The following is a 20,643-nucleotide window of genomic DNA, read 5'->3' on the forward strand; positions in this document are numbered from 1 at the left end:
AGGCGAAGCCTATCTTTGGGCGATGCCCTTAAACTATTGCGCTTTAACTGCGCTCACTTCACCATCACGGGTTACGATGATAAGACGATCATCGGCAACCATTGGCTCAACATAAAATCCTGAGCTATCAAACTCGTGGCGCGCTACTAACTCACCACTGTTGATGTCTAACCAGTGTAGATTACCTTCTTGGTCACCTACAGCGAGGAAATCCCCTAACACTGCAGGGCCTGTGATGTACCAGCCACGCAAGCCTGCCTGAGACCAACGCTCAATACCGGAGCTCTTATCTAAAGCATAGATAACACCATCACTATCAACCACATAAATTGAATTGCCGACGATGCTAAATTCACGGTAGCTGCTGTACTCGCGTTTCCACGCTACGTTGCCAGAACGTATATCAACTGCCGCAAGGTTACCGTTGTATGCCAAGGTATACACCAATGGGCCGCTCACTTTAGGCTCGGTATCTACGTCTACTAAACGCTCGAATTCTGATGCACCTTTAGGTTGCGCTACGTCAGCTTGCCATGCGGCAAAACCACTATCAGAAATCAATACCGTTAACTTACCCGTTTCTTCGCCCACTAATACACCGCCGTTGGCAACCGCGGGAGAACTTGAACCTCGAAGTGTCAACGGTGGCACTTCTTGTTCATAGTTCCAACGCTCTTCACCGGTATCTGGGTGCAAAGCAAGGAGCTTACCTGAGCTTAGGTTAACGTAAATTAAGCCATCGCCAGCAGCGGGTCTTGATAACACTTCACCAGGAACATTCTTACGCCACGCCAGCTCACCTGTTTCACGGTCAAGAGCAACTATTTCACCATGCTCTGAGCCAATGAATAATTTACCGTAGGCCTGTAAGATACCACCTGAAAGCTTGGCATTTTGCTCGCTACCCCAAAACCAAAAGCCTTGGTCTTCGCGCACGTCGGTGCGCCAAAGCGAATCACCACTTTCTAGTGATAACGCCTCAACCGTCCCGTCACGTGATGCGACGAATACTTGGTCTTTATATAGCGCTGGCTGCAAGCGTGAAAAGTAATGAGCTACGCCATCACCCACACTTTCTTGCCAAATTACTTGAGTCTCAAACTGATTGTTGATCTCTGGCAAAACCAGTTCGTCTTCATCATTTGACGAGCAACCGGCTAGCGTTGCCATGCACAAAGCGATGCTCGCAAGTGTGACCTTTTTCATTGCACTTGCTCCCTATTACGCTTGCGTTGGTGCGGCCAAATCGTCCAATTTAACTTGGAGTAATGGGTTGCCCTCTAGACCCCCTTTATCTGCCGCATTTTGATAATGCGTGCGCGCATTATCTTTATCGCCTTGCGCTAGGTAGATATCACCTTTTAACTCAGCAACATTTGCTTCATAGCTTGCTGGTAACTCAGCATTTAAGGTAGCCATAGCCGCTTCAAAGTTTTGCTGTGCTAACTGCACACGTGCCAAACGCGTTGTTGCAATCGCTTTTAGTTCAGCTGTCGCGGCATTTTCCTGTGCCCACTGTAGCTTTTGCGCTGCAACATCAAGCTGATTGTTGTCTACCGCTTCTTTAGCAGCAACGAATGCTGCAAGTACTGCATAACTCGAATCCTCGTGAGCACTGATGAAAGCTTCACTTTGAGCCAGAACATCAGACCCTTCTTCTGCTGTGCTTTGTACTACTTTGTTAAATGCATCTGATGCCATTTCAGCGCTTTCAAGTTGTGATTGGTTATATGTTTTCCAACCGTACAAACCGCCTAAACCAATCGCAATACCTAGGAAAATAGATACACCGTGTTCTTTTAGAAAGCCTTTAATTGCTTCTTCTTGTTGTTCTTCTGTTGAATAAATTTCCATCATACCCTCTTAGACTTTGTCTAGATCAAATCAGCCAACAGCTGGGTAATTTCTTCCAAGGACATAGTAACCTGTGGTTTTTCTTCACGTAGGTATTTCACCGTTACCACACCTTGGTTGAGTTCATCTTCGCCTAAAATCAGTGCCACTTCAGCACCGCTTTTATCAGCACGTTTTAATTGTTTTTTGAAGTTACCGCCACCTGCGTGCACTAGCACACGCAAACCTGGTACTTCAGCGCGCAATGTTGCTGCAATTACAGGAGCTTGGATGCTCGCCTGTTCGCCCATTGCTGCGACGTATACATCAGCGTCTCTGCGAATATCACCAACGCTATCAAGCGCTTGAAGCAGTAGAACTAAACGTTCCATGCCCATAGCAAAACCAACCGCTGGAGAGCCTTTGCCACCAAGCTGCTCAACTAAGCCGTCATAACGCCCACCAGCACACACGGTGCCTTGAGCGCCTAAACTCTCGGTAACCCATTCAAAAACTGTACGATTGTAGTAATCCAGACCACGTACCAGCTTTTCGTTAATCTGATATTCGATACCTGCGGCGTCTAAACGTTCACATAAATTTGCAAAATGTGCACGAGACTCTTCATCGAGGTGTTCAGAGAGCTTTGGTGCATCAGCTAAAATGGCCTGCACGTCTGGGTTTTTGCTATCAAGTACGCGTAGTGGATTAGAGTACATGCGACGCTTTGAGTCCTCATCCAATGAATCTTGATGTTGCTCTAGATATGCAACAAGCGCATCACGATAAGCCGCTCGTGCTTCATTTGAACCTAACGAATTCAATTCAAGACGCACTGCATCACTGATACCAAACTCCTTCCACAGCTGCGCAGTGAGCATGATCACTTCTGCGTCGATATCAGCAGTAGCAATACCAAAAGCCTCTAAGCCAAACTGGTGGAACTGACGGTAACGACCTTTTTGCGGGCGTTCATGACGGAACATAGGACCCATGTACCAAAGACGTTGTTCTTGGTTGTACAACAAGCCATTTTCGTTACCTGCACGTACGCACACCGCCGTACCTTCTGGGCGCAAGGTTAAACTATCACCGTTGCGATCCTCAAAGGTATACATCTCTTTTTCAACGATATCAGTCACTTCACCGATAGAGCGTTTGAACAGGTCAGTTGATTCAACAATTGGGAAACGGATTTCTTGATAACCAAATGAAGCAACACAACGGCGCAGAGTATCTTCAACTTTTTGCCATACTTGCGTGTCGCCAGGAAGAATATCGTTCATTCCACGAACTGCTTGAATTTGTTTTGCCACTGATATTTCCAAAAATTCTGTTTGAGGCTGAACCCAGCCTATGAAAAGCGTCGATAAAATAAGCGCGCCATTATAGCCTTTTGCGGCGCGCCTACCAAGTAGTAGCGTAAAGCTTAATCAACTAATTTGATGTCAATTTGCTCTTGCTGCTCTTTCTTTGCGAGATAATCACGTACATGTTGCTCGAGTTCATCGACAATATTGTCGTTATCGATACGTGTTTTTTGACGTTCGCCATTGATGTATAAACCAGAGCGACGATTTGCGCCGGCAAGCCCTACGTCACTGACCAAGGCTTCCCCCGGGCCATTAACCACGCAACCAATCACCGATACTGTCATGGGTTTAACCACATCTTCGAGGCGCTCTTCTAATTGGTTCATGGTGCTCACTACATCAAACTCTTGACGCGAGCAGCTAGGACAAGCAATGAAGTTGATTCCGCGAGAGCGAATGCGAAGGGACTTGAGAATATCAAAGCCCACTTTGATTTCTTGCACCGGATCGGCGGCAAGTGATACACGCAAGGTGTCACCAATACCCTCAGCCAGCAACATACCCAGCCCTACAGCTGATTTCACTGAACCCGAACGGAACCCGCCAGCTTCAGTGATCCCCAAGTGCAAAGGCTGGTCTATTTCTTTTGCCAGTAATCGGTATGCACCAACGGCGAGGAATACATCAGAGGCTTTAACCGAAACTTTGAATTGATCAAAGTTAAGGCGCTGTAAAATTTCTACATGACGCATCGCAGATTCAAGCAAAGCCTCAGGTGTTGGCTCGCCATATTTTTCTTGTAAATCACGCTCTAAAGAGCCACCGTTCACACCGATGCGAATGGGAATATTACGCTCGCCCGCTGCATCAACCACCGCACGAATACGCTCTTCGTTACCAATATTCCCTGGGTTAATACGCAAACAATCTGCGCCATATTCTGCGACTTTTAACGCAATGCGGTAGTCAAAGTGAATATCTGTCACAAGCGGGATGTCGACTTGCTCTTTGATGCTTTTGAACGCTTCTGCAGCGGCCATGGTCGGCACAGAAACACGAACAATGTCGGCACCTGCTTGAGCGATATCTTGAATTTGTTTAACCGTCGCATCGATATCCATGGTGTCTGTATTGGTCATGGATTGAACTGCGATGGGCGCACCATCACCAATGGGCACATCGCCAACATAAATACGTGTGGATTTACGACGTTTAATCGGTGACTCTGAAAACATACTACTTACTCTGTTAACGGTAATGAAAATTTAGCGAGGCGGTTCTTAGGAAACTGTGAAATATCAACCGCTTCACCATTTACTGTAATTTCTACTGCATCATGCTTGCCTAGGGTGACTGCGAACGGAGCTTGTCCAACCAATTCGACTACTTGGCCTGCTCGTTTGATGTCGTAAAGTAAACGCTTACCCTTAGCGTCTTGTACTTCAGCCCAACATTCACCACTAAAACGCATCACAACTCTTTGCTCACCAGCGCTGAGCGCAACCTCTTGCTCGTTAGCATCTGGCTGCGCACTTTGCGCTGCCTGCTCGGGCTGCGCTGGTTCACTCTGCAAGTCGACGTTTTGTGGCGCGCTTGTCTGCTGCGGTTCAATTGAACCTTCACTAGCGCCTTGAGCACCCGTTTGCACTGCAACAGACGTTTGTTCTGCTGCCAAGTCGCTCGTTTGCAACGAGCTCTCATCTACTGCATTTGGTGCGACAAGCGCTTTAGAGGTTTCAACCTGTGTTGGCACGGTCACGGTTTCTTCAGAATCTTGTAAGAACCAAAATAATGAGGACCCGATGATAATTGCCAGTACAATGTAGCTAAAAACCATCAGCTTATGGTCGTGCGCCTCTTTTTCGGTGCGACGCGAAAAGCTTTGCATTCTTGCTTGAGCATGCTTGGTCGTTTGCGGTTCGAGCGTCGTTAATAACTCACTGGCGTCTATTTGCACAAGCTTACAATAAGAACGAATGTACCCTTTTACAAAAATCGGTGCGCCTAAGTTTTCGAAATGTCCTTGCTCTAAATCAGTCAACTTGCTCACAGTTAAGTTCATCTTCTGAGCAAGCTGTTCAATCGTCCAACCTTTGTTCTCTCGAGCCGCAGCTAAGACTTCACCTATTTGTTGTGGAGCCAAATCTTCTTGCTTTGGCTCTGGTGCTATTTCGTCACTTTCGCTCATAGTTGTTTCTTAGGTTCCACCACGTAAATTTTATCACCCGGAACCAAAGTCGCTTGCTTATCAAGCTGATTCCACTCAAGTAATGTGCTCATCAAAATGTTGTAACGCTTTGAAATCTCATACAAGGTATCACCGGCTTGCACTACATGGTAATCACTTGGACGCGCCAAATAAATTTTTTGACCACTGCGTACCTTATCAACGCTTTCTAAGTTATTCCACTTGCGCAGTGTACTCAGACGGATGTTGTAGCGAGCAGAAATACTGAATAAGGTTTCCCCACGTTGCATCACATGATACGGACGTTCGGCCTTTTTCTCAGAGTCAATGCTGGCTAATTCAGTCTCCACTTCAGGCTGTTCACTTACTTCAGCTGAAGTGTCGGCTTCTTGCTCTGTGGTTTCAGGCTCAGCCTGCTCTGGGCTGTCAATTTGCACTTCGTTGTTTTCTTGCGCTGGCGCTTCTTGCTCCGAAGACAATTCATTCAGCTGCGAAAATTCAAGAGCTAACTCCGATTGCAGCTCATTTTTCTTCTGCTCAATTTGCGCATTAGAAGGCGCTTGCTCAGGCTGCTCCTCGACCACTGTCTGTACTTCTTGCTCACTCGATTGCACAACCACTTCAGGCTCTATCTCAAGCGAGGATCCTTGTACCTGTGTAACGTCGCTTTGCTCTGCCATCGTATCGTTAATTGGCTCGCTGACAGACTCGTCAACTGGCTGGCTGATAGGGTCGCTGATAGGCTCACCAACAGGCTCATCAGCCAACTCTGACGACAATACAGGCAATTCTTCATATTGATAGTCAGCCGGTTGTGTCACTTCGTCCACAGCGGTTTCGACAGTTGAAGTCGTTTGTTCAATCGCGCTTTGTGCAACGTCTTGAGTGCTCTGCATAGCGTCTTGCGTTGGCGCATCCACGTCGTTGACTACCGCGTCATTTGCATTGCTAAGCTCTGCTAGCGACTCTTGCGCTGCAGATTCCAGATTGCCTTCATTCAGTTCTTGAGGGGCCTCTGGTGTCACTTGCTCAGCAATATCCACCGGTGATTGCTCAACACTTTCAGCCGATTGCTCAACGCTTTGGGCAAATTGCTCCATATCCTGCGCTGATTCTTCAAATGCCTGCTCTATTTCACTGCTTTGCGATTCACTTTGTAGCAACTGCTGTTGCGCAAGCTCTGGCTGCTGTGCAAGGTCTTGTGGTAACTCTTGTGAAGCCTCCTCAGAGCGCTCTTGCAATAACTCTTGTGATTCCTCTTGTGCCATCTGTTGCGATAAATCCACAGATGCATCTTCTGTCTGGATGACATCAACGTCTTGTGACTCAACCACTGGCTGCGCAGCCACCAATTCTTGTGCTTGCTCAGCAGGTTCAACGACGGGTTGCGCTGTGTCTTCTTGTGTCAATTGCGTTGCTGCTGTTGCTAACTCACTTGCTTCAACAGCTGCTTCTTGAGAAGCCTCTTGAGCCACTACCACTGCACTTTGCGCTGCAACCGCAGCTACTGTTGCAATAGCTGATGAGCCATCAGCCGGTGCTTTATCTGTTGCTTGCTCTTGTGCTTGCGGCGGTGCCTTTTTCTTCACAATTTTTATTTTTGGCTTGGCGACAAGTCGGTCCCCCTCGATGCTTCCTTGTAACTCATCGAGTCGATGACGACGATACTGCTCGCGCAGTTGCTCAAACTCACTCGCACTGTAGCGCTGCTCACGCACAACGCGCGCTTCAAGAGATGATGGATAGGTTGTTTCGATTGTTTTGGCTATGTTGCGTGCTTTTTCTACATGCCCCATGCGTTCTTCAATCAAATAACTAAGCAGTAGGGAGCGCGATGAAACACGCCCTGAACGCTCATAGCGCTTGAGAATTTGCTGCGCATGATGAAAATCGCTTTTAGCGTATTTTACAGCCGCAAGGTTTATTAAACTTGATGCGCGCAATGAGCTATGTTGCAGCGAGTCTTCAAGGAACGATTCTGCCGCATCAAACTTATCGAACTCCAGCGCACACAAGGCCAAGTTTTCATAACTTTCGGCCACACGTAAATAACTAGGAACATCGATAGCGGCCATGAACTTATCAACCGCTTGTTCATACTCGCCAATATCACACAAAAACACACCGTAGTTGTTCAATGTATTTGGATCATTGGGCTCTATTTTAAGGGCTCTTTCGTACGCGTCTTTAGCGCGCTGAGATTCACCTACTTGTTGATAATAGTAGGCCATTGAGTAGTGAACTTCGGGTAGCTCGGGGGCAAATTTAACTGCACGCTCAAGGTTGTACTTAGCTTGAGTGCTGTTACCTTGAGAGAGGTAGTTTAAGGCTAAAGATATGCGGGTTCGGGCGGCGTCAACGTTGTTGATTTTTTTCTCAACAACGGGCTTATCGCTGCCCACATAAGTGTTTTCCGTTACGCACCCTCCAAGGGCGAGTAAACTAATACTGGTCGCTAACAGCTTGCGCATGGCTGAGCCTCGTTTATTCCGTTATTGCAACTATATTACCGAAAAGCCCTTTTGTTTCATCAATTTTTTGATAAAAGGGCTTTTTTTTATGTTACTGGGACACGTTGATAGCGATTTCGTTCTTTTTTCTTTGTTCACGTTTAGCTAAACGCTTGGTTCTATCAACAACATCTCCCACTAACTGGCCACATGCTGCGTCAATATCATCACCACGAGTACGACGAACAATGGTCGTGATACCCGCAGCCTGGAGTACTTTTGAGAAACGGTCGATACGCGAGTTACTTGAACGACCATACTCATTACCCGGGAATGGGTTGAATGGGATCAAGTTTACTTTTGAAGGCGTACCTTTGAGCGTTTTCACTAACTCATGAGCGTGATCTGTGCTGTCGTTTACTTCTTGCAGCATCACGTACTCTACCGTTACTTCTTTATTCGCTTTTGAGCCATCGATATAACGACGGCACGCTGCTAAAAATTCTTCAATCGGGTATTTCTTATTAATTGGTACTAGCTCATCACGCAACTCATTGTTCGGTGCGTGTAGTGAGATTGCCAATGCTACGTCAATTTGCTCTTTAAGCAAGTCTAGCGCAGGAACGACACCGGAGGTACTTAATGTCACTCGACGTTTAGACAAACCAAACGCCCAATCATCCATCATCAGTTCCATCGCTGGAACAACGTTTTTAAGATTCAGCAATGGCTCACCCATGCCCATCATCACCACGTTAGTGATTGGACGACGCGTACTGTCACCATGCAAGCCAATGTCTTTAGCCACACGCCATACTTGGCCGATGATCTCAGACACTTTTAAGTTACGGTTAAAACCTTGCTGCGCCGTTGAGCAGAAAGTACATTCCAGTGCACATCCAACCTGTGAAGATACACATAAGGTTGCGCGGTCTTTTTCTGGGATCCATACAGTTTCAACTTCTTGGCCACCATCAAGTAACAAAGCATATTTGATAGTGCCGTCTGCTGATGGCTGCTTCACTGAAATTTCAGGTGCGCGAATTTCACATTCAGCGCTTAAGCGCTCTTTGAGCTTCTTGTTTAAGTTGCTCATTTCGTCAAAGTTATCAACGCCAAAGTGGTAAATCCATTTCATTACCTGATCAGCACGAAACGGCTTTTCACCAATTGATGCGAAATAGTCGCGCATACCTTGGCGATTAAAATCGAGTAAATTGATTTTTTTCTCAGATGTGGCCATGAACATACCTCTGTCAGGTGGCGGATAAAACGAAGGCGGCAATTGTACACAATTTAACCATTATAGCAATTCCTTAGCTTACTGCGCCTAAGAGCCTAATAAGCTAAGGAATTACAAAGACAAGAAAAGGGCCCACAGGCCCCTCTCTGTATCTGCTTAGAACTCGAAATTAACGAGTACGTGGGCAGATTTCTTCTTCTGAGAAGAAGTAAGCGATTTCGCGAGCAGCAGACTCAGGAGCGTCTGAACCGTGTACCGCGTTCTCGTCGATGCTGTCAGCATAGTCAGCACGAAGAGTACCAGCAGCCGCTTCAGCTGGGTTAGTAGCACCCATGATTTCACGGTTTTTACGAACTGCATCTTCACCTTCAAGAACTTGAACCATTACTGGGCCAGAAGTCATGAAAGAAACAAGGGCACCGAAGAAAGGACGCTCTTTGTGCTCAGCGTAGAAACCTTCAGCTTGCTCTTGTGAAAGGTGAACCATTTTAGATGCTACGATCTTAAGACCAGCAGTTTCGAAACGGTTGTAGATTGCACCGATGTGGTTTTTAGCTACCGCATCAGGCTTAACGATAGAGAAAGTGCGCTCTAAAGCCATGTTATGCTCCAAATGACGTTAATTTTTAAGTGATATACTTTACCGGGCGCGAATTATACGCGCTTTAGCATGAAAATCCTACTACTACTTACACACAGCGATACTAACGTGCGATTGTGACACTTTCCTTATCATCATAACGCCCTGACACCAGAGCAATTGATGACCAAGGATCATTTTCAATAAAGCTGATCCAAATCAAAAAAGCATTGTGGTCAAAACGCTAGAATCCCCCGCTATTTTTTACCTCGGTAACATCAATATCTCAGCTGACTCGGACTCAGCCAAGGAATATACAATGTCGATTTTTACTCCAGAACTACTTAGCCCTGCGGGCAGTTTGAAAAACATGCGCTATGCCTTTGCCTATGGTGCAGACGCGGTGTATGCGGGGCAGCCTCGCTACAGTTTACGAGTGCGCAACAACGAATTTAATCTTGCTAATTTAGAGCTCGGCATTAATGAAGCTCATGCCCAAAACAAGAAATTGTATGTGGTCTCAAACATTGCTCCGCACAACTCTAAGGTAAAAACCTACCTGCGCGACATTGAGCCTGTGATTGCCATGAAACCCGACGCACTGATCATGTCAGATCCGGGGCTTATCATGTTGGTTCGCGAGAAGTGGCCTGATATGCCCATTCACTTGAGCGTACAAGCCAACGCAGTGAACTATGCCAGTGTGCTGTTTTGGGCAAAACAAGGTGTTGAGCGGGTCATTTTATCGCGCGAGCTTTCCCTTGAAGAAATTGGCGAAATTCGGGAGCTCTGCCCGAATACTGAGCTTGAGGTATTTGTTCATGGCGCTCTGTGCATGGCCTATTCTGGTCGTTGCTTACTCAGTGGTTACATTAATAAGCGCGATCCTAATCAAGGCACGTGCACCAACGCCTGTCGTTGGAGCTACGATGTAAAACCGGCCACAGAGACAGACACAGGGGATGTAGTTCATAAGATTGACCCAACACTGGGACTGGGCGAGCCTACCAAAGAAGTGTTTATGCTTGAGGAGCAAGGTCGCCCCGGCGAATACATGCCAGCATTTGAAGATGAGCACGGCACCTACATTATGAACTCTAAAGACTTACGCGCAGTGCAATATGTAGATGCGTTGACTCGCATGGGGGTACACAGCCTAAAAATCGAAGGGCGAACTAAGTCTTTCTACTACGTTGCGCGCACAGCACAAGTGTACCGTCGTGCGATTGATGATGCGGTGGCAGGTAAGCCATTCGATCCAAGCCTCATGAAGAGTCTTGAGCACTTAGCACACCGCGGTTATACCGAGGGCTTTTTAAAGCGCCATGCACACCAGGATTATCAAAACTACGATTACGGTCATTCTGTATCTGACTCGCAGCAATTTGTCGGTGAGATATTGGGGCGCACCAGCAATGGCTTAGTTGAAATAGATGTAAAGAATAAGTTCTGCACCGGACATTCACTAGAGCTTATGACACCGCAGGGCAATATCAACTTCAACCTTGAGCACATGGAAAACAAAAAAGGTGAACGTATTGACGATGCCAAAGGCTCGGGTCATGTGGTGCGCATTCCCCTGCCTGAAGATATCGACCTCGATAAAGCTATTCTGCTGCGCAATTTAGAGCAGGGCCAAGATACGCGTAATCCTTTTAAAAAATAATCGCTCAGCTGCTCAGGGTGGCCTCACCCTGAGCCAACATTGGTGAGCCACATGGCCTGATACGGCTGTAATTGCACTATGTGCTCCATATCTGTGTATACCTCGCCACTGATCAAATCCTGCCATGGCTGCATGTTTACTAGGTTCAAATCACCCAACCCGAGAGTTTGTACATGATTACTGATGTTATACAGGCAAAATATACTCTGCTGACGGTCTGCACTTTGACGCCAAAAGCCAAATATTTGCTCCCCTAAATGCAACGTAAATTGCGTGGCATTCGGATGAAACGCAGCTTGTTGTGTGCGAATGCGCAATAGATTAAGCATGCCACGATGCACTTTGCCGTGCTGCGTGTTTTCATTCTCTAGCTTGCTTTGCAAATCATCAAGATGCCAACGGTGGCGGTTTATCGCACGATTGTGCTGGGTGTTATTAAAGCGTTCCACATCATTTTGTGTACCTACAAGGCTATGGATATACAGCCCAGGTATCCCCTCAAGCGCAAACATAATGGCATGGGCACATAAAAAGCGTGCCACGGTATGCTGATCTGGGCCATGCTCTGTACCTTGCATCGCATCAATCAAAGCGATGTTAATTTCATAAGGCGATACACTGCCATCGTTATTACTGCGTAAGCTCACCTTGGCACCGAAGCGTTGCATGCACGCCACCAGCGCATTGATTTGGCTTTCGCTGAGCAATCCCTCTACCGGGCGCAAACCAATACCATCGTGAGAAGCGATAAAATTAAAATAGGCGGTGCCATTTTGTGCTGGCGGCATACGCATCATCCACTTTTTCAACGCGGTACAGTCACCTGTACTGAGCGTATGTAAAAGCAACGGGGGCAATGAAAAGTTATACACACAATGCGCCTCATTGGCGTTGCCAAAGTACGCGAGATTTTGCTCATTGGGGATATTGGTTTCGGTAATAATGACCGCAGAGGGTTCAACATGCTCAATTAAGGTGCGCAATAGTCTCACCATCTCATGGGTTTGCGCTAAGTTGATGCAGTTAGTGCCTATTTCTTTCCATAAAAAAGCCACGGCGTCGAGACGAAACAAACGCACACCATTTTCAAGGTAAAAACGGATAATGCGCACAAACTCAATGAGCACCTGCGCATTGGCAAAATCAAAATCGATTTGATCATGGCTGAAGGTACACCAAAGATGTTGCTCGCCTTGCGCGCTCTGCACTTTTTGCAACAAAGGTGAGGTGCGCGGGCGTACTACTTGCGATAAATCACTCTGTGGCGCGGCAGTTTTGAAGTAACCTCTACCAGGATCTATTCCCTTAACAAAGTTATCAAACCAACGACTCTTAGATGAGCAATGGTTAATCACCAAATCTGCCATTAGGCGATAATCTTTGGCTATATCATTCACATGCTGCCATGTCCCCAGCGCCTCATTTACCTGTACATAGTTCATCACAGCAAACCCTTCATCAGAGGAGTAAGGGTAAAATGGCAAAATATGTACTGAATTAATCACCCCTTCTGTGTACTCGTCCAAAAAGTGCTTTAAGGTAACGAGAGGTGGCTCAATAGCGACTGTGTGCGGCGTATCACAGTCGGTTTTATTCACTGAGTCTCCATAGCAAATGAGCACCACATCACTTTCATCCCAACGATTTTTGTGCGGCGTTGGACTGCGAACCCTATCGCTTTGTAGCATCTCTGAAATTAATTGCGCGGCAAGCGCGCTTATCTCATCTTGCGTATATAAATCTCTGTAAATATTACTTAGTTGATGGCTCACTCGAGCCAACAGTTCACTTTCTGACGCCGCCATAATTAGCCTGCCTTGCGAATAGACTCTGCAAATTCTTGATTATCTAATTCCACCGCTTCTTTGAGGCGTGCGAACACATCTGGTTTTGCCGACACCACGCGGTTCCAACTCGGAACAAACGGTGTTTCCATTGGATTTTCAAGGAAGTGCTGCCCCGCGTGCATGATATTTTGTGCAAACATCTCCACCGCCTTCTCTTCTTGATGGATGTCTAAACTCAAACCATTCATCAGCGCATCATTATGGTACGTCTCGACAAAATCGAGCGCGATACGGTAGTAAGTCGCTTTCAGTGAACGTATGGTTTCGGAGGTAAATGTTTGCCCTTGCGTTGCCAGTTTACGGAACAATGCCTTGGCGATATCTATCGACATTTTCGACAGGCCCGCATTCTTATCAAGCAATGATAAGTCTTGGTGTTTGTGATCATACACTTGGGCGATGTCTACTTGGCACAAACGATTTGGCGAGTAATTACGATACATTTCAGAGAGCACGCCTATTTCTAAGCCCCAGTCGCTGGGAATACGAATATCTTTGAGTACATCTCGGCGGAATGAAAACTCCCCAGCTAATGGGTAACGAAAGGCATCCATGTAATCAAGATACTCCGTGGTGCCAAGAACCGTTTTCAGCGAACGCAGTAATGGCGTTACCAGCAAACGCGAAACGCGACCATTCATCTTGCCATGCGCTGAGCGAGCATAAAAGCCTTTGCAAAACTCGTAGTTAAACTGCGGATGCGCCACCGGATAGATTAAGCGCGCCAACAACTGACGGTCATAGGTAAGAATGTCGCAATCATGCAATGCAATAGATTCGACCTTTGATGCAGCTAGCATATACCCCATGCAGTACCACACATTACGGCCTTTACCCAATTCCTTGGGTGCGACCCCGAGCTCTTGTAACTCTTTATCAAGGGCTTGCAGGCGCGGACCATCATTCCACAAAACACGATGTTTTTGCGGTAATTTATCAAAAAATTCAATAGCATAACGATACTGAGCCTCATCAGCTCTATCTAAACCAATGACTATCTCATCGAGGTAAGAAACCTCACTTAAGTGCTCTACAATATTGGCCAATGCTGGCCCCTCTAATTCAGAGAACAACGAAGGCAAAATCAATCCCATCGGCCGCTCTTTTGAGAACTCCACCAGCTCAGCCTCTAATTCAGCTGTTGAGCGCCCTGCGATATTATGTAGCGTTGTTACTATGCCATTTTGATGAAAATCAGCCATATTCACGCACCTCCGATGCTGTTAATTGATCTTTTATAAGCGCCAAGCCTTGCAGTGTTTCTTGCCAGCCTCGCGGCCCAGTTTGCACACTGAATATTGCGCATTCGCGACTCAAAATAGGGGTTTTATTACTGGGGTTGGCAATGACAATAGCGGTATCGGCGGCTTCCAACATCGCCGCATCATTATGACTATCCCCCAACGCAATGCTGTGCAGTGGGCGATTGTATTGTTGTTGCATTAAGCCCATAAAATAACGCAGTGCCACGCCTTTATCAGCACCTTGGGTAAGATGAACAAATCGCCCACCTTTTAACACGTCGTAACCCATGGCTTTGACTGCCGCACTAAATTCGCGCAACTGCATGGCATCACCTTGCCAATACAAGGGCTCTGAATATTCACGATTGAAAGCAAGAGCTAATGCCTCGCCTTCAAGCCCCGTCAACTTACCCACTCCTTCAAGTCCTAGCTCGGTAAAACTCGAAAAGTAATCACCGAAGTGCGCTTTGAGCACCTCGAGCACTTTCAAAAATGTGGCCTTTTGCGGACTAAATGGCACAACCCAATAGTTTTGCTCATGACGCGCCCCCTCCGGTGCACTACTAAACCAATTTTTTGGGATATAAAGCACGGCACCATTTTCAGCAATAAATGGGTCATGAATATTCAGCTTCTGACAAATTGGAATAATTTCAGCCGCAGTTTTACTGCTATTAATGACTACAGGCACTCCCGCTTGCTCGAGCTGCGTTAAAAGAGGCAATGCCTCATCACACTTATAAGTGTGATGGTCCAATAACGTGCCATCTAGGTCGGTGAAGATGACGGGTAATACCGCCCCTTTTGAGGGCAACGCATTGTGGTAGGTAGTGATGTTGCGCTCGGCATCTAACTCAAACACCACTTCACACATGTGCGGTAGTTTAATTAAGCTATGACGTGTTAGGCGTTCAAAGTAACTGATGAAGTCAGCGACTTGTTCTTTGGTCATTGTTTTCTCGGTGTGACCGACTTTCGCGATAAGCTTTTGCTCTTGTTGCCAACGCCATGCCAATACCGCATCAAAACTTGGGGCTTTGAGCATGATGCGAATATCCGCAAGGTTGAACACCTCTTGGTATTCATTCGCCAGACATGAGTTTACACAACGTCGCCAGCTACCATCGCCATCGTGAGTCGACTCCAAGTCATTAATAGGTTGCGCCAACGCGCAATTACCTTGAGGCGGAGTGCCAACGCACCACCCCTCCAGAATAAATACGTCCACAGCATGGGTATGCTGCTGCCATTGCTCAGCGCTGACTCTATCATCATGGGCTTTATCAAAACGAGGAATCGCAATAGGCGCTTTGCCCTGGAATACCTTATCTAATACTTGACGCAGCAAAGGAATATCGTGCGTGCCTGGTACGCCTCTTGTAGCAAATAAGGGGTGTAAGTCCTGAGCCAAAGCCAGACGTTTGCTGCGCGGTAAATAGAAGTCATCAATTGAGCAAGCGCAGGCATTAAGCAGTGTTTCACTATTGATGTATTGAGCGATAAATTCAGCTAAGGTACTTTTACCTGAACCTTGAGCGCCGTTGATGACAACAAATAATGGTTTCTCTTTTGGTTTATTCGCGATGAGTTGTTTGGCAAGCGGCTCAAAGTATTGATTAATCTGCTGTGTATATTGCGACCCCAGCTGATGCTCAGTTAAAAACACATTAAAATCCATCATTAAGCCCACCTTAGCTTTTCACTCATAGTACTTAGCCTAGTGCATTAGCTAGGCCAAAATTAAAAAACGTTAATAAACAAATAGATATTAATAATGATTATTTTTCATGCACCAAATGTGTGCAATAAATGGTCTCTGTGCCCTAGCTCGCAGCGTGTTTTTTTATTTTTGTTTTAGATCAAGGTTTGGGCTGTTTTTACACTGTGGGGGATGAGTGTCGCAGTGTTTTTATGTACCATCGCGAGCCAGTTTTTAGGGGGGAGCTATGGCTTTACTGATCAATGACAAATGCATTAATTGTGATATGTGTGAGCCTGAGTGCCCAAATGGGGCAATTTACATGGGCGAAGAAATTTATCAAATAGAACCCAGCAAATGTACTGAATGCGTAGGCCATTACGACAATCCTACTTGTGTAAGCGTATGTCCGATCGACTGCATAAAACCCGATCCTGACAACAAAGAGAGCTTAGCTGAACTCGCCGATAAATACGTACTCCTAACCCAGTCGAGCTAGTTCAGCTAATAAAGTAATCATATTACTTCGCTTGTTTTGAAGGCTTAACAGATACCTCATTAGGCTGGGGCTTTTTAGTATCTAACACCCAATTCACTGCTGTTTCTTTAAGTGACTTCTTTTGAGACTCAACAAGATGTGCCAATGCCTCTTGCGCCGCCTGCTTCACTGCTGTTTCAATTTCTTGAGTCAATGTTGAAGCTTGGCTCATTGTGCTCATCATAAGTACGCCTGCAAATAATGTGATGTAACGTGCTTTCATAATCGTTTCCTTTATCGCTTTAAAAAGTGTCGTAGCCTTATTGCTACACCTTTTATATATCAAGGCGCGTGCCAAAAATTAAAAAGCAACAAAATCAGAAATTTAAATATTTTTGAGACTCATTAAATAGTGAATTAATGTCCGCAGCGGACAGGTAAACGTCCGCTGTCGGACAGGTTTGCACACATAAAAACACACATTATCGAGATACGTGAAGCCGATATTACATCGGCTTGATACTAGGCCCCCACAACCCCCAATGGCTGTGCATTTTCCCAGGCTCCTCGAGTGAAATCAGGAATAGTGATTGACTCACTGCGATTAGCGACTGACTGGGCTGATAGCGGTGATATCACCGACCAAGCAGCACCGTCATATACATCTTGATCTAATGGCTCACCATTGCGTAAGCAGTAAATCATGCGCCAGAACATGAGGAAGTCCATCCCACCATGCCCGCCATTACGCTCGGCCTCTGCCCCCATTTTTTGCCATAAAGGGTGGTCGTATTTGTCATACCACGGCTGCATATCGTACTCCCATTCATGAAAGCTCTCTTTATTACCTCCGTGTTCAACCGCTATCCGGTTAGGGAAACCTGCAAATACACCGTTGGTGCCTTGGATCAAATTGTGGCGGCTATAGGGGCGCGGTGTGGTGGTGTCGTGCTGCACCATGATACTGCGCCCTTTAATGGTTTTGATAAGGGTGGTATTCATATCTCCGGCGATGTACTGCCATTGATTACGCTGATGCTCTGGGGGAAATTCGCGCTGCGCGTAGGCGGCGCGACCGAGCGCTGGTGAACTCATGGAAGTAAGGTAATCGAAACGATCTCCTCGGTTGATATTCATATACTGCGAGACAGGGCCTAGGCCATGCGTTGGGTAGAGGTTGCCATTGCGCTTAGTGTGCCATTCGGTTCGCCATGAACCCGTTTTATGGTCTATTTCTTTCATTTGCCAACGCAGCTCATGAATGTAGGCAGCCTCACCATGCAACAACTCACCAAACACACCTTGGCGTACCATATTTAATACCATCAACTCATCACGACCATAGTTGACGTTTTCCATCATCATACAATTCTTTTGCGTGCGCTCTGCGGTATCAACAATACCCCACATTTCTTCTACTGTGAGCGCCAGAGGTACTTCTACAAAGGCATGCTTACCACTGTTCATGGTGTCAATCGCCATCGGCGCATGCCAGCGCCAAGGTGTTGAAATGATGACAATATCAATGTCATCACGCGCCAACATATCTTGATATGCCAACTCTGAATTACCATAGGTTGCAGGTTTTTCTTTCCCTTCTTTAACAAGGAAATCGACCGCCCTATCGAGCACGTCTTGGTGGGTATCACAAATGGCAGTAATGTGCGCACCTTCGATATAACTCATGCGTTTAACATGGCCATAACCACGTTGACCCACACCAATAAACCCGACTCGTACCACCTCCATTTTAGGTGCGACTAAGCCAATCACGGATTGACCTTGAGCTTTTGGTGTTAGCGCGTCAGTACTGCTTGCGCAGCCGCTAATGGCACCAGTGGCAGCAACACCAGCGACGGCACCGGCTGCTTTTAAGAAATCTCGTCTGTTAAATTGTTTCATGGCGTGTTCCTCACAATGCTTTTAGCACGCTAGCTTAAATGCTTTGGCTTAGCAAAAGGAACTAGACCAATGACTGGCGCACAATCAAACAGCAAAGGTCAAGACAGCACAGGGATGAGTAATGCGCCTCATCAAAACGATGAGGCTGAACTGTTACGCTTGGAGGATAAGAGCTTTGAGCGTGTGTTGTTGAGCAACTACATCGCGATACAGTGCAAACTGATTATTCGCACGTTCAAGGTTGTGGTTTGGATGTTTAATACTGAAATAATTGTCACCATCGAGATAATCAGTCAAGAAGCGTACGCCAATCATAAATGGCATCACTTGTGCGCCTAGCCAGAAGCTCGCCTTTTCTTGTGCGGTAATGTGCTCTTTTAGTGGCTCAATGTACCCTTGTACCAGCGCTGCGAAGATATCTTCACGCACTACTACGTTATCTAGGTTGGTACTGTCCTCAGTCTCTGGTGAACAAAATGTACGTACCATATCGCCAAAGTCGAATAACCATAACCCTGGCATACAGGTATCCAAATCAATGACCGCTTTGGCGCTATTATCCTTGGTGCTAAATAGCATGTTATTGATTTTAGTGTCATTGTGACATACACGAAGTGGCAGCACTTGCTCAAGCGCTGCAAGTTCATCAACAAGATGCATCTGTTCGTTGCAAAAAGCCAACTGCTCTGCAACGCTGGCAACACGTCCAGCTTTGTCTTCACGTACCGCTTTGTCTAGCATCTGCATGCGCATAGATAAGTTGTGGAAGTTTTTAATAACGGGGTAAAGCAACGTTGCATCAAAATCTTGCAGTGCCGCAGCGAATTGGCCAAAAGCCCCCGCAGCGATTTTTGCCTGAGCGGCACAGAGCACCACATCTTCACTGCGCGACTCACTAATGAATGCAAGCGCGCGCCAACACTGCCCTTCTATTTCAACACTGTAACGCTGCTCTAACGTTGGCAAATGCTCAATGATTTCTAGGTTATACTCACCCGTTACTTGCTTGCCCTTTAAGTGTTGTTCTATTTTACGGGCATTAGCAATGAGCTCTTGTGGCTGTGCAAACACCTGAGTATTGAGCTTTTGAACAACCACTGCGCCACCACTGTGTTGCAGCAACATGGTGGTATTAATGTGGCCATTGCCGATTGGCTTCATCTTGGCAGTGTGGTGATCAAAGCCAAATTGCTGGGCAATTATTTTTGCGTAACGTTCTGTATTCATAGATTAATTCTTAGATGACGTGTTATCCGCCAGTTATTCCTCTGAGACTCACTATTTGTTCGGCCAAAACAGCAAGCTCATCTTTGTAGGTCATTCCCAACCATGGCTGTTGCGCTGTGTACACATCAACAATTAAGTCCTGTGTATCAATACAATACTGAATTTGATCGGGAAGATAATACTCTTTTTTGACACCGTTGTCATGATTGCTCAAAAAGTTGCTGAAGTTTTGCGCTAGAACCGTAAACAGACGTAAATCCACACCCCAAAATGTCATCGATGCCAACGCGGTATCAGCGAGTGTGATGGATTGTAGATACTGATCTTCACCAACCAGCGCCCCGTCTTTTTCGCTGATATTTAAAACCTCTTCCACTTTGAGCAATTGGCTATCACGATTGAGCTGACAAATGCCTCTGTTGACGCCTCCTTGCTCTGACAGTGTTCGCTTTAATGGGTAAGCAACACAGGCCCAGTTGTCACTGTGCGCGAAGTGATTAACCATTTGTTTGTACGCAACATCACCGTAATAGTCATCTGCGGTGATCACAATGGCCTTATCGCGGATATGAGGTTTGGCGCACAACAAAGCATGCCCTGTTCCCCATGGCTTATTACGCTTTTGTGCGCGCGCCTGAAATGCATCAGGCACATCGTCAATACGCTGCTCGACAACATCTACTTCGAGATCATGTGGTAGGTTTGGCAGGATCTGTTGCGTTACTGACTCCCGCACCAATGCATTCACTACTAACACCACATGACGCACACCCGCTTGGTAAGCATCTTCGATGCTCAGCTCCATAATAGTGCGGTTAATATGCGGCAAGCGCGCAATTTGTTTCGCGCCACCAAAACGGCTACCTAATCCTCCGGCGAGCACTACAAGGGTGATATGTGGCTTCAAAATACGCTCTCTAGTATTTAAAACACCAGTTTACCCAGCAAAAGGGAGTTAATCCAACTCGTGATG

At 46.4% G+C, this 20,643-nt stretch carries 17 protein-coding genes; 2 read left to right on the plus strand and 15 right to left on the minus strand.

Features of this window, described 5'->3' with window-relative positions:
• Positions 1-33 precede the first annotated feature (33 nt).
• The 8 genes from bamB to ndk form a co-directional block, all read right to left on the minus strand.
• Positions 34-1,206: an outer membrane protein assembly factor BamB gene (gene bamB, locus AAEU32_RS05285; protein WP_421969482.1), complete on the minus strand. Its 1,173-nt coding sequence runs from the start codon at positions 1,204-1,206 to the stop codon at positions 34-36.
• A 15-nt stretch (positions 1,207-1,221) separates the two neighbouring features.
• The gene (locus tag AAEU32_RS05290) at positions 1,222-1,854 is read right to left on the minus strand and encodes a YfgM family protein (protein WP_421969483.1); all 633 of its coding nucleotides are present in this window, start codon (positions 1,852-1,854) and stop codon (positions 1,222-1,224) included.
• A gap of 20 nt (positions 1,855-1,874) precedes the next feature.
• Complete coding sequence (hisS, locus tag AAEU32_RS05295) at positions 1,875-3,149, minus strand: histidine--tRNA ligase (protein ID WP_421969484.1); 1,275 nt, start codon at positions 3,147-3,149, stop codon at positions 1,875-1,877.
• Between the two features lie 113 nt (positions 3,150-3,262).
• Positions 3,263-4,381: a flavodoxin-dependent (E)-4-hydroxy-3-methylbut-2-enyl-diphosphate synthase gene (ispG, locus tag AAEU32_RS05300; protein WP_421969485.1), complete on the minus strand. Its 1,119-nt coding sequence runs from the start codon at positions 4,379-4,381 to the stop codon at positions 3,263-3,265.
• Between the two features lie 5 nt (positions 4,382-4,386).
• On the minus strand, positions 4,387-5,334 hold the full coding sequence (locus tag AAEU32_RS05305; RefSeq protein WP_421969486.1) for a RodZ domain-containing protein: 948 nt from the start codon (positions 5,332-5,334) through the stop codon (positions 4,387-4,389).
• Complete coding sequence (gene pilW / locus AAEU32_RS05310) at positions 5,331-7,805, minus strand: type IV pilus biogenesis/stability protein PilW (protein ID WP_421969487.1); 2,475 nt, start codon at positions 7,803-7,805, stop codon at positions 5,331-5,333. The genes AAEU32_RS05305 and pilW overlap by 4 nt, the downstream gene beginning before the upstream one ends.
• Before the next feature lie 91 nt (positions 7,806-7,896).
• Positions 7,897-9,027 (minus strand): dual-specificity RNA methyltransferase RlmN, encoded by a 1,131-nt coding sequence (gene rlmN, locus AAEU32_RS05315; protein ID WP_421969488.1) that lies wholly within the window; start codon positions 9,025-9,027, stop codon positions 7,897-7,899.
• 169 nt (positions 9,028-9,196) lie between these two features.
• On the minus strand, positions 9,197-9,628 hold the full coding sequence (gene ndk / locus AAEU32_RS05320; protein WP_421969489.1) for a nucleoside-diphosphate kinase: 432 nt from the start codon (positions 9,626-9,628) through the stop codon (positions 9,197-9,199).
• Between the two features lie 298 nt (positions 9,629-9,926).
• On the opposite strand from ndk, the gene trhP reads away from it, so the two are divergent.
• Positions 9,927-11,273 carry a prephenate-dependent tRNA uridine(34) hydroxylase TrhP gene (gene trhP / locus AAEU32_RS05325; RefSeq protein WP_421969490.1) on the plus strand — a complete coding sequence of 449 codons (1,347 nt, stop codon included), beginning with the start codon at positions 9,927-9,929 and terminating at the stop codon, positions 11,271-11,273.
• 23 nt (positions 11,274-11,296) lie between these two features.
• On the opposite strand, the gene AAEU32_RS05330 is transcribed toward trhP, so the two are convergent.
• The 3 genes from AAEU32_RS05330 to AAEU32_RS05340 are packed head-to-tail and all read right to left on the minus strand — an operon-like array spanning position 11,297 to position 16,045.
• Entirely contained in the window at positions 11,297-13,078 is a 1,782-nt protein-coding gene (locus AAEU32_RS05330) for a sugar phosphorylase (protein WP_421969491.1), read from the minus strand.
• Positions 13,079-13,080: 2 nt separating this feature from the next.
• Positions 13,081-14,322, minus strand: coding sequence for a glycosyltransferase family protein (locus AAEU32_RS05335; RefSeq protein WP_421969492.1), 1,242 nt, complete (start codon positions 14,320-14,322; stop codon positions 13,081-13,083).
• Positions 14,315-16,045: an HAD-IIB family hydrolase gene (locus tag AAEU32_RS05340; protein ID WP_421969493.1), complete on the minus strand. Its 1,731-nt coding sequence runs from the start codon at positions 16,043-16,045 to the stop codon at positions 14,315-14,317. The genes AAEU32_RS05335 and AAEU32_RS05340 overlap by 8 nt, the downstream gene beginning before the upstream one ends.
• A 265-nt stretch (positions 16,046-16,310) precedes the next feature.
• Between AAEU32_RS05340 and AAEU32_RS05345 the strand changes: the two genes are divergently transcribed.
• Positions 16,311-16,562 (plus strand): YfhL family 4Fe-4S dicluster ferredoxin, encoded by a 252-nt coding sequence (locus AAEU32_RS05345; protein WP_421969494.1) that lies wholly within the window; start codon positions 16,311-16,313, stop codon positions 16,560-16,562.
• A gap of 22 nt (positions 16,563-16,584) precedes the next feature.
• Here the strand turns inward: AAEU32_RS05345 and AAEU32_RS05350 are convergent, their stop codons facing one another.
• The 4 genes from AAEU32_RS05350 to AAEU32_RS05365 all read right to left on the minus strand — a co-directional run bounded on the left by AAEU32_RS05350 (position 16,585) and on the right by AAEU32_RS05365 (position 20,577).
• A complete protein-coding gene (locus AAEU32_RS05350; RefSeq protein WP_421969495.1) occupies positions 16,585-16,824 on the minus strand; it encodes a hypothetical protein in 240 nt (79 codons plus the stop codon).
• Between the two features lie 239 nt (positions 16,825-17,063).
• Positions 17,064-18,443 (minus strand): Gfo/Idh/MocA family protein, encoded by a 1,380-nt coding sequence (locus AAEU32_RS05355; RefSeq protein WP_421969496.1) that lies wholly within the window; start codon positions 18,441-18,443, stop codon positions 17,064-17,066.
• A gap of 153 nt (positions 18,444-18,596) precedes the next feature.
• Positions 18,597-19,670, minus strand: a complete 1,074-nt coding sequence (locus AAEU32_RS05360) for a phosphotransferase enzyme family protein (RefSeq protein ID WP_421969497.1) — start codon at positions 19,668-19,670, stop codon at positions 18,597-18,599.
• Between the two features lie 22 nt (positions 19,671-19,692).
• Entirely contained in the window at positions 19,693-20,577 is an 885-nt protein-coding gene (locus AAEU32_RS05365) for a nucleotidyltransferase family protein (RefSeq protein WP_421969498.1), read from the minus strand.
• Between the last annotated feature and the right edge of the window lie 66 nt (positions 20,578-20,643).

Origin of the sequence: Pseudoalteromonas maris, assembly GCF_049257235.1 — a bacterium.
Lineage (GTDB): Bacteria > Pseudomonadota > Gammaproteobacteria > Enterobacterales > Alteromonadaceae > Pseudoalteromonas.

Excerpts from the sequence above, each read along its gene's own strand:
- AAEU32_RS05360 (WP_421969497.1), bottom strand. The coding sequence starts at position 19,670 with ATGAATACAGAACGTTACGCAAAAATAATTGCCCAGCAATTTGGCTTT.
- AAEU32_RS05305 (WP_421969486.1), bottom strand. The coding sequence starts at position 5,334 with ATGAGCGAAAGTGACGAAATAGCACCAGAGCCAAAGCAAGAAGATTTG.
- AAEU32_RS05335 (WP_421969492.1), bottom strand. The coding sequence starts at position 14,322 with ATGGCTGATTTTCATCAAAATGGCATAGTAACAACGCTACATAATATC.
- AAEU32_RS05350 (WP_421969495.1), bottom strand. The coding sequence starts at position 16,824 with ATGAAAGCACGTTACATCACATTATTTGCAGGCGTACTTATGATGAGC.
- bamB (WP_421969482.1), bottom strand. The coding sequence starts at position 1,206 with ATGAAAAAGGTCACACTTGCGAGCATCGCTTTGTGCATGGCAACGCTA.
- pilW (WP_421969487.1), bottom strand. The coding sequence starts at position 7,805 with ATGCGCAAGCTGTTAGCGACCAGTATTAGTTTACTCGCCCTTGGAGGG.
- AAEU32_RS05330 (WP_421969491.1), bottom strand. The coding sequence starts at position 13,078 with ATGGCGGCGTCAGAAAGTGAACTGTTGGCTCGAGTGAGCCATCAACTA.
- rlmN (WP_421969488.1), bottom strand. The coding sequence starts at position 9,027 with ATGGCCACATCTGAGAAAAAAATCAATTTACTCGATTTTAATCGCCAA.
- AAEU32_RS05355 (WP_421969496.1), bottom strand. The coding sequence starts at position 18,443 with ATGAAACAATTTAACAGACGAGATTTCTTAAAAGCAGCCGGTGCCGTC.
- ndk (WP_421969489.1), bottom strand. The coding sequence starts at position 9,628 with ATGGCTTTAGAGCGCACTTTCTCTATCGTTAAGCCTGATGCGGTAGCT.
- AAEU32_RS05340 (WP_421969493.1), bottom strand. The coding sequence starts at position 16,045 with ATGATGGATTTTAATGTGTTTTTAACTGAGCATCAGCTGGGGTCGCAA.
- trhP (WP_421969490.1), top strand. The coding sequence starts at position 9,927 with ATGTCGATTTTTACTCCAGAACTACTTAGCCCTGCGGGCAGTTTGAAA.
- AAEU32_RS05290 (WP_421969483.1), bottom strand. The coding sequence starts at position 1,854 with ATGGAAATTTATTCAACAGAAGAACAACAAGAAGAAGCAATTAAAGGC.
- ispG (WP_421969485.1), bottom strand. The coding sequence starts at position 4,381 with ATGTTTTCAGAGTCACCGATTAAACGTCGTAAATCCACACGTATTTAT.
- AAEU32_RS05345 (WP_421969494.1), top strand. The coding sequence starts at position 16,311 with ATGGCTTTACTGATCAATGACAAATGCATTAATTGTGATATGTGTGAG.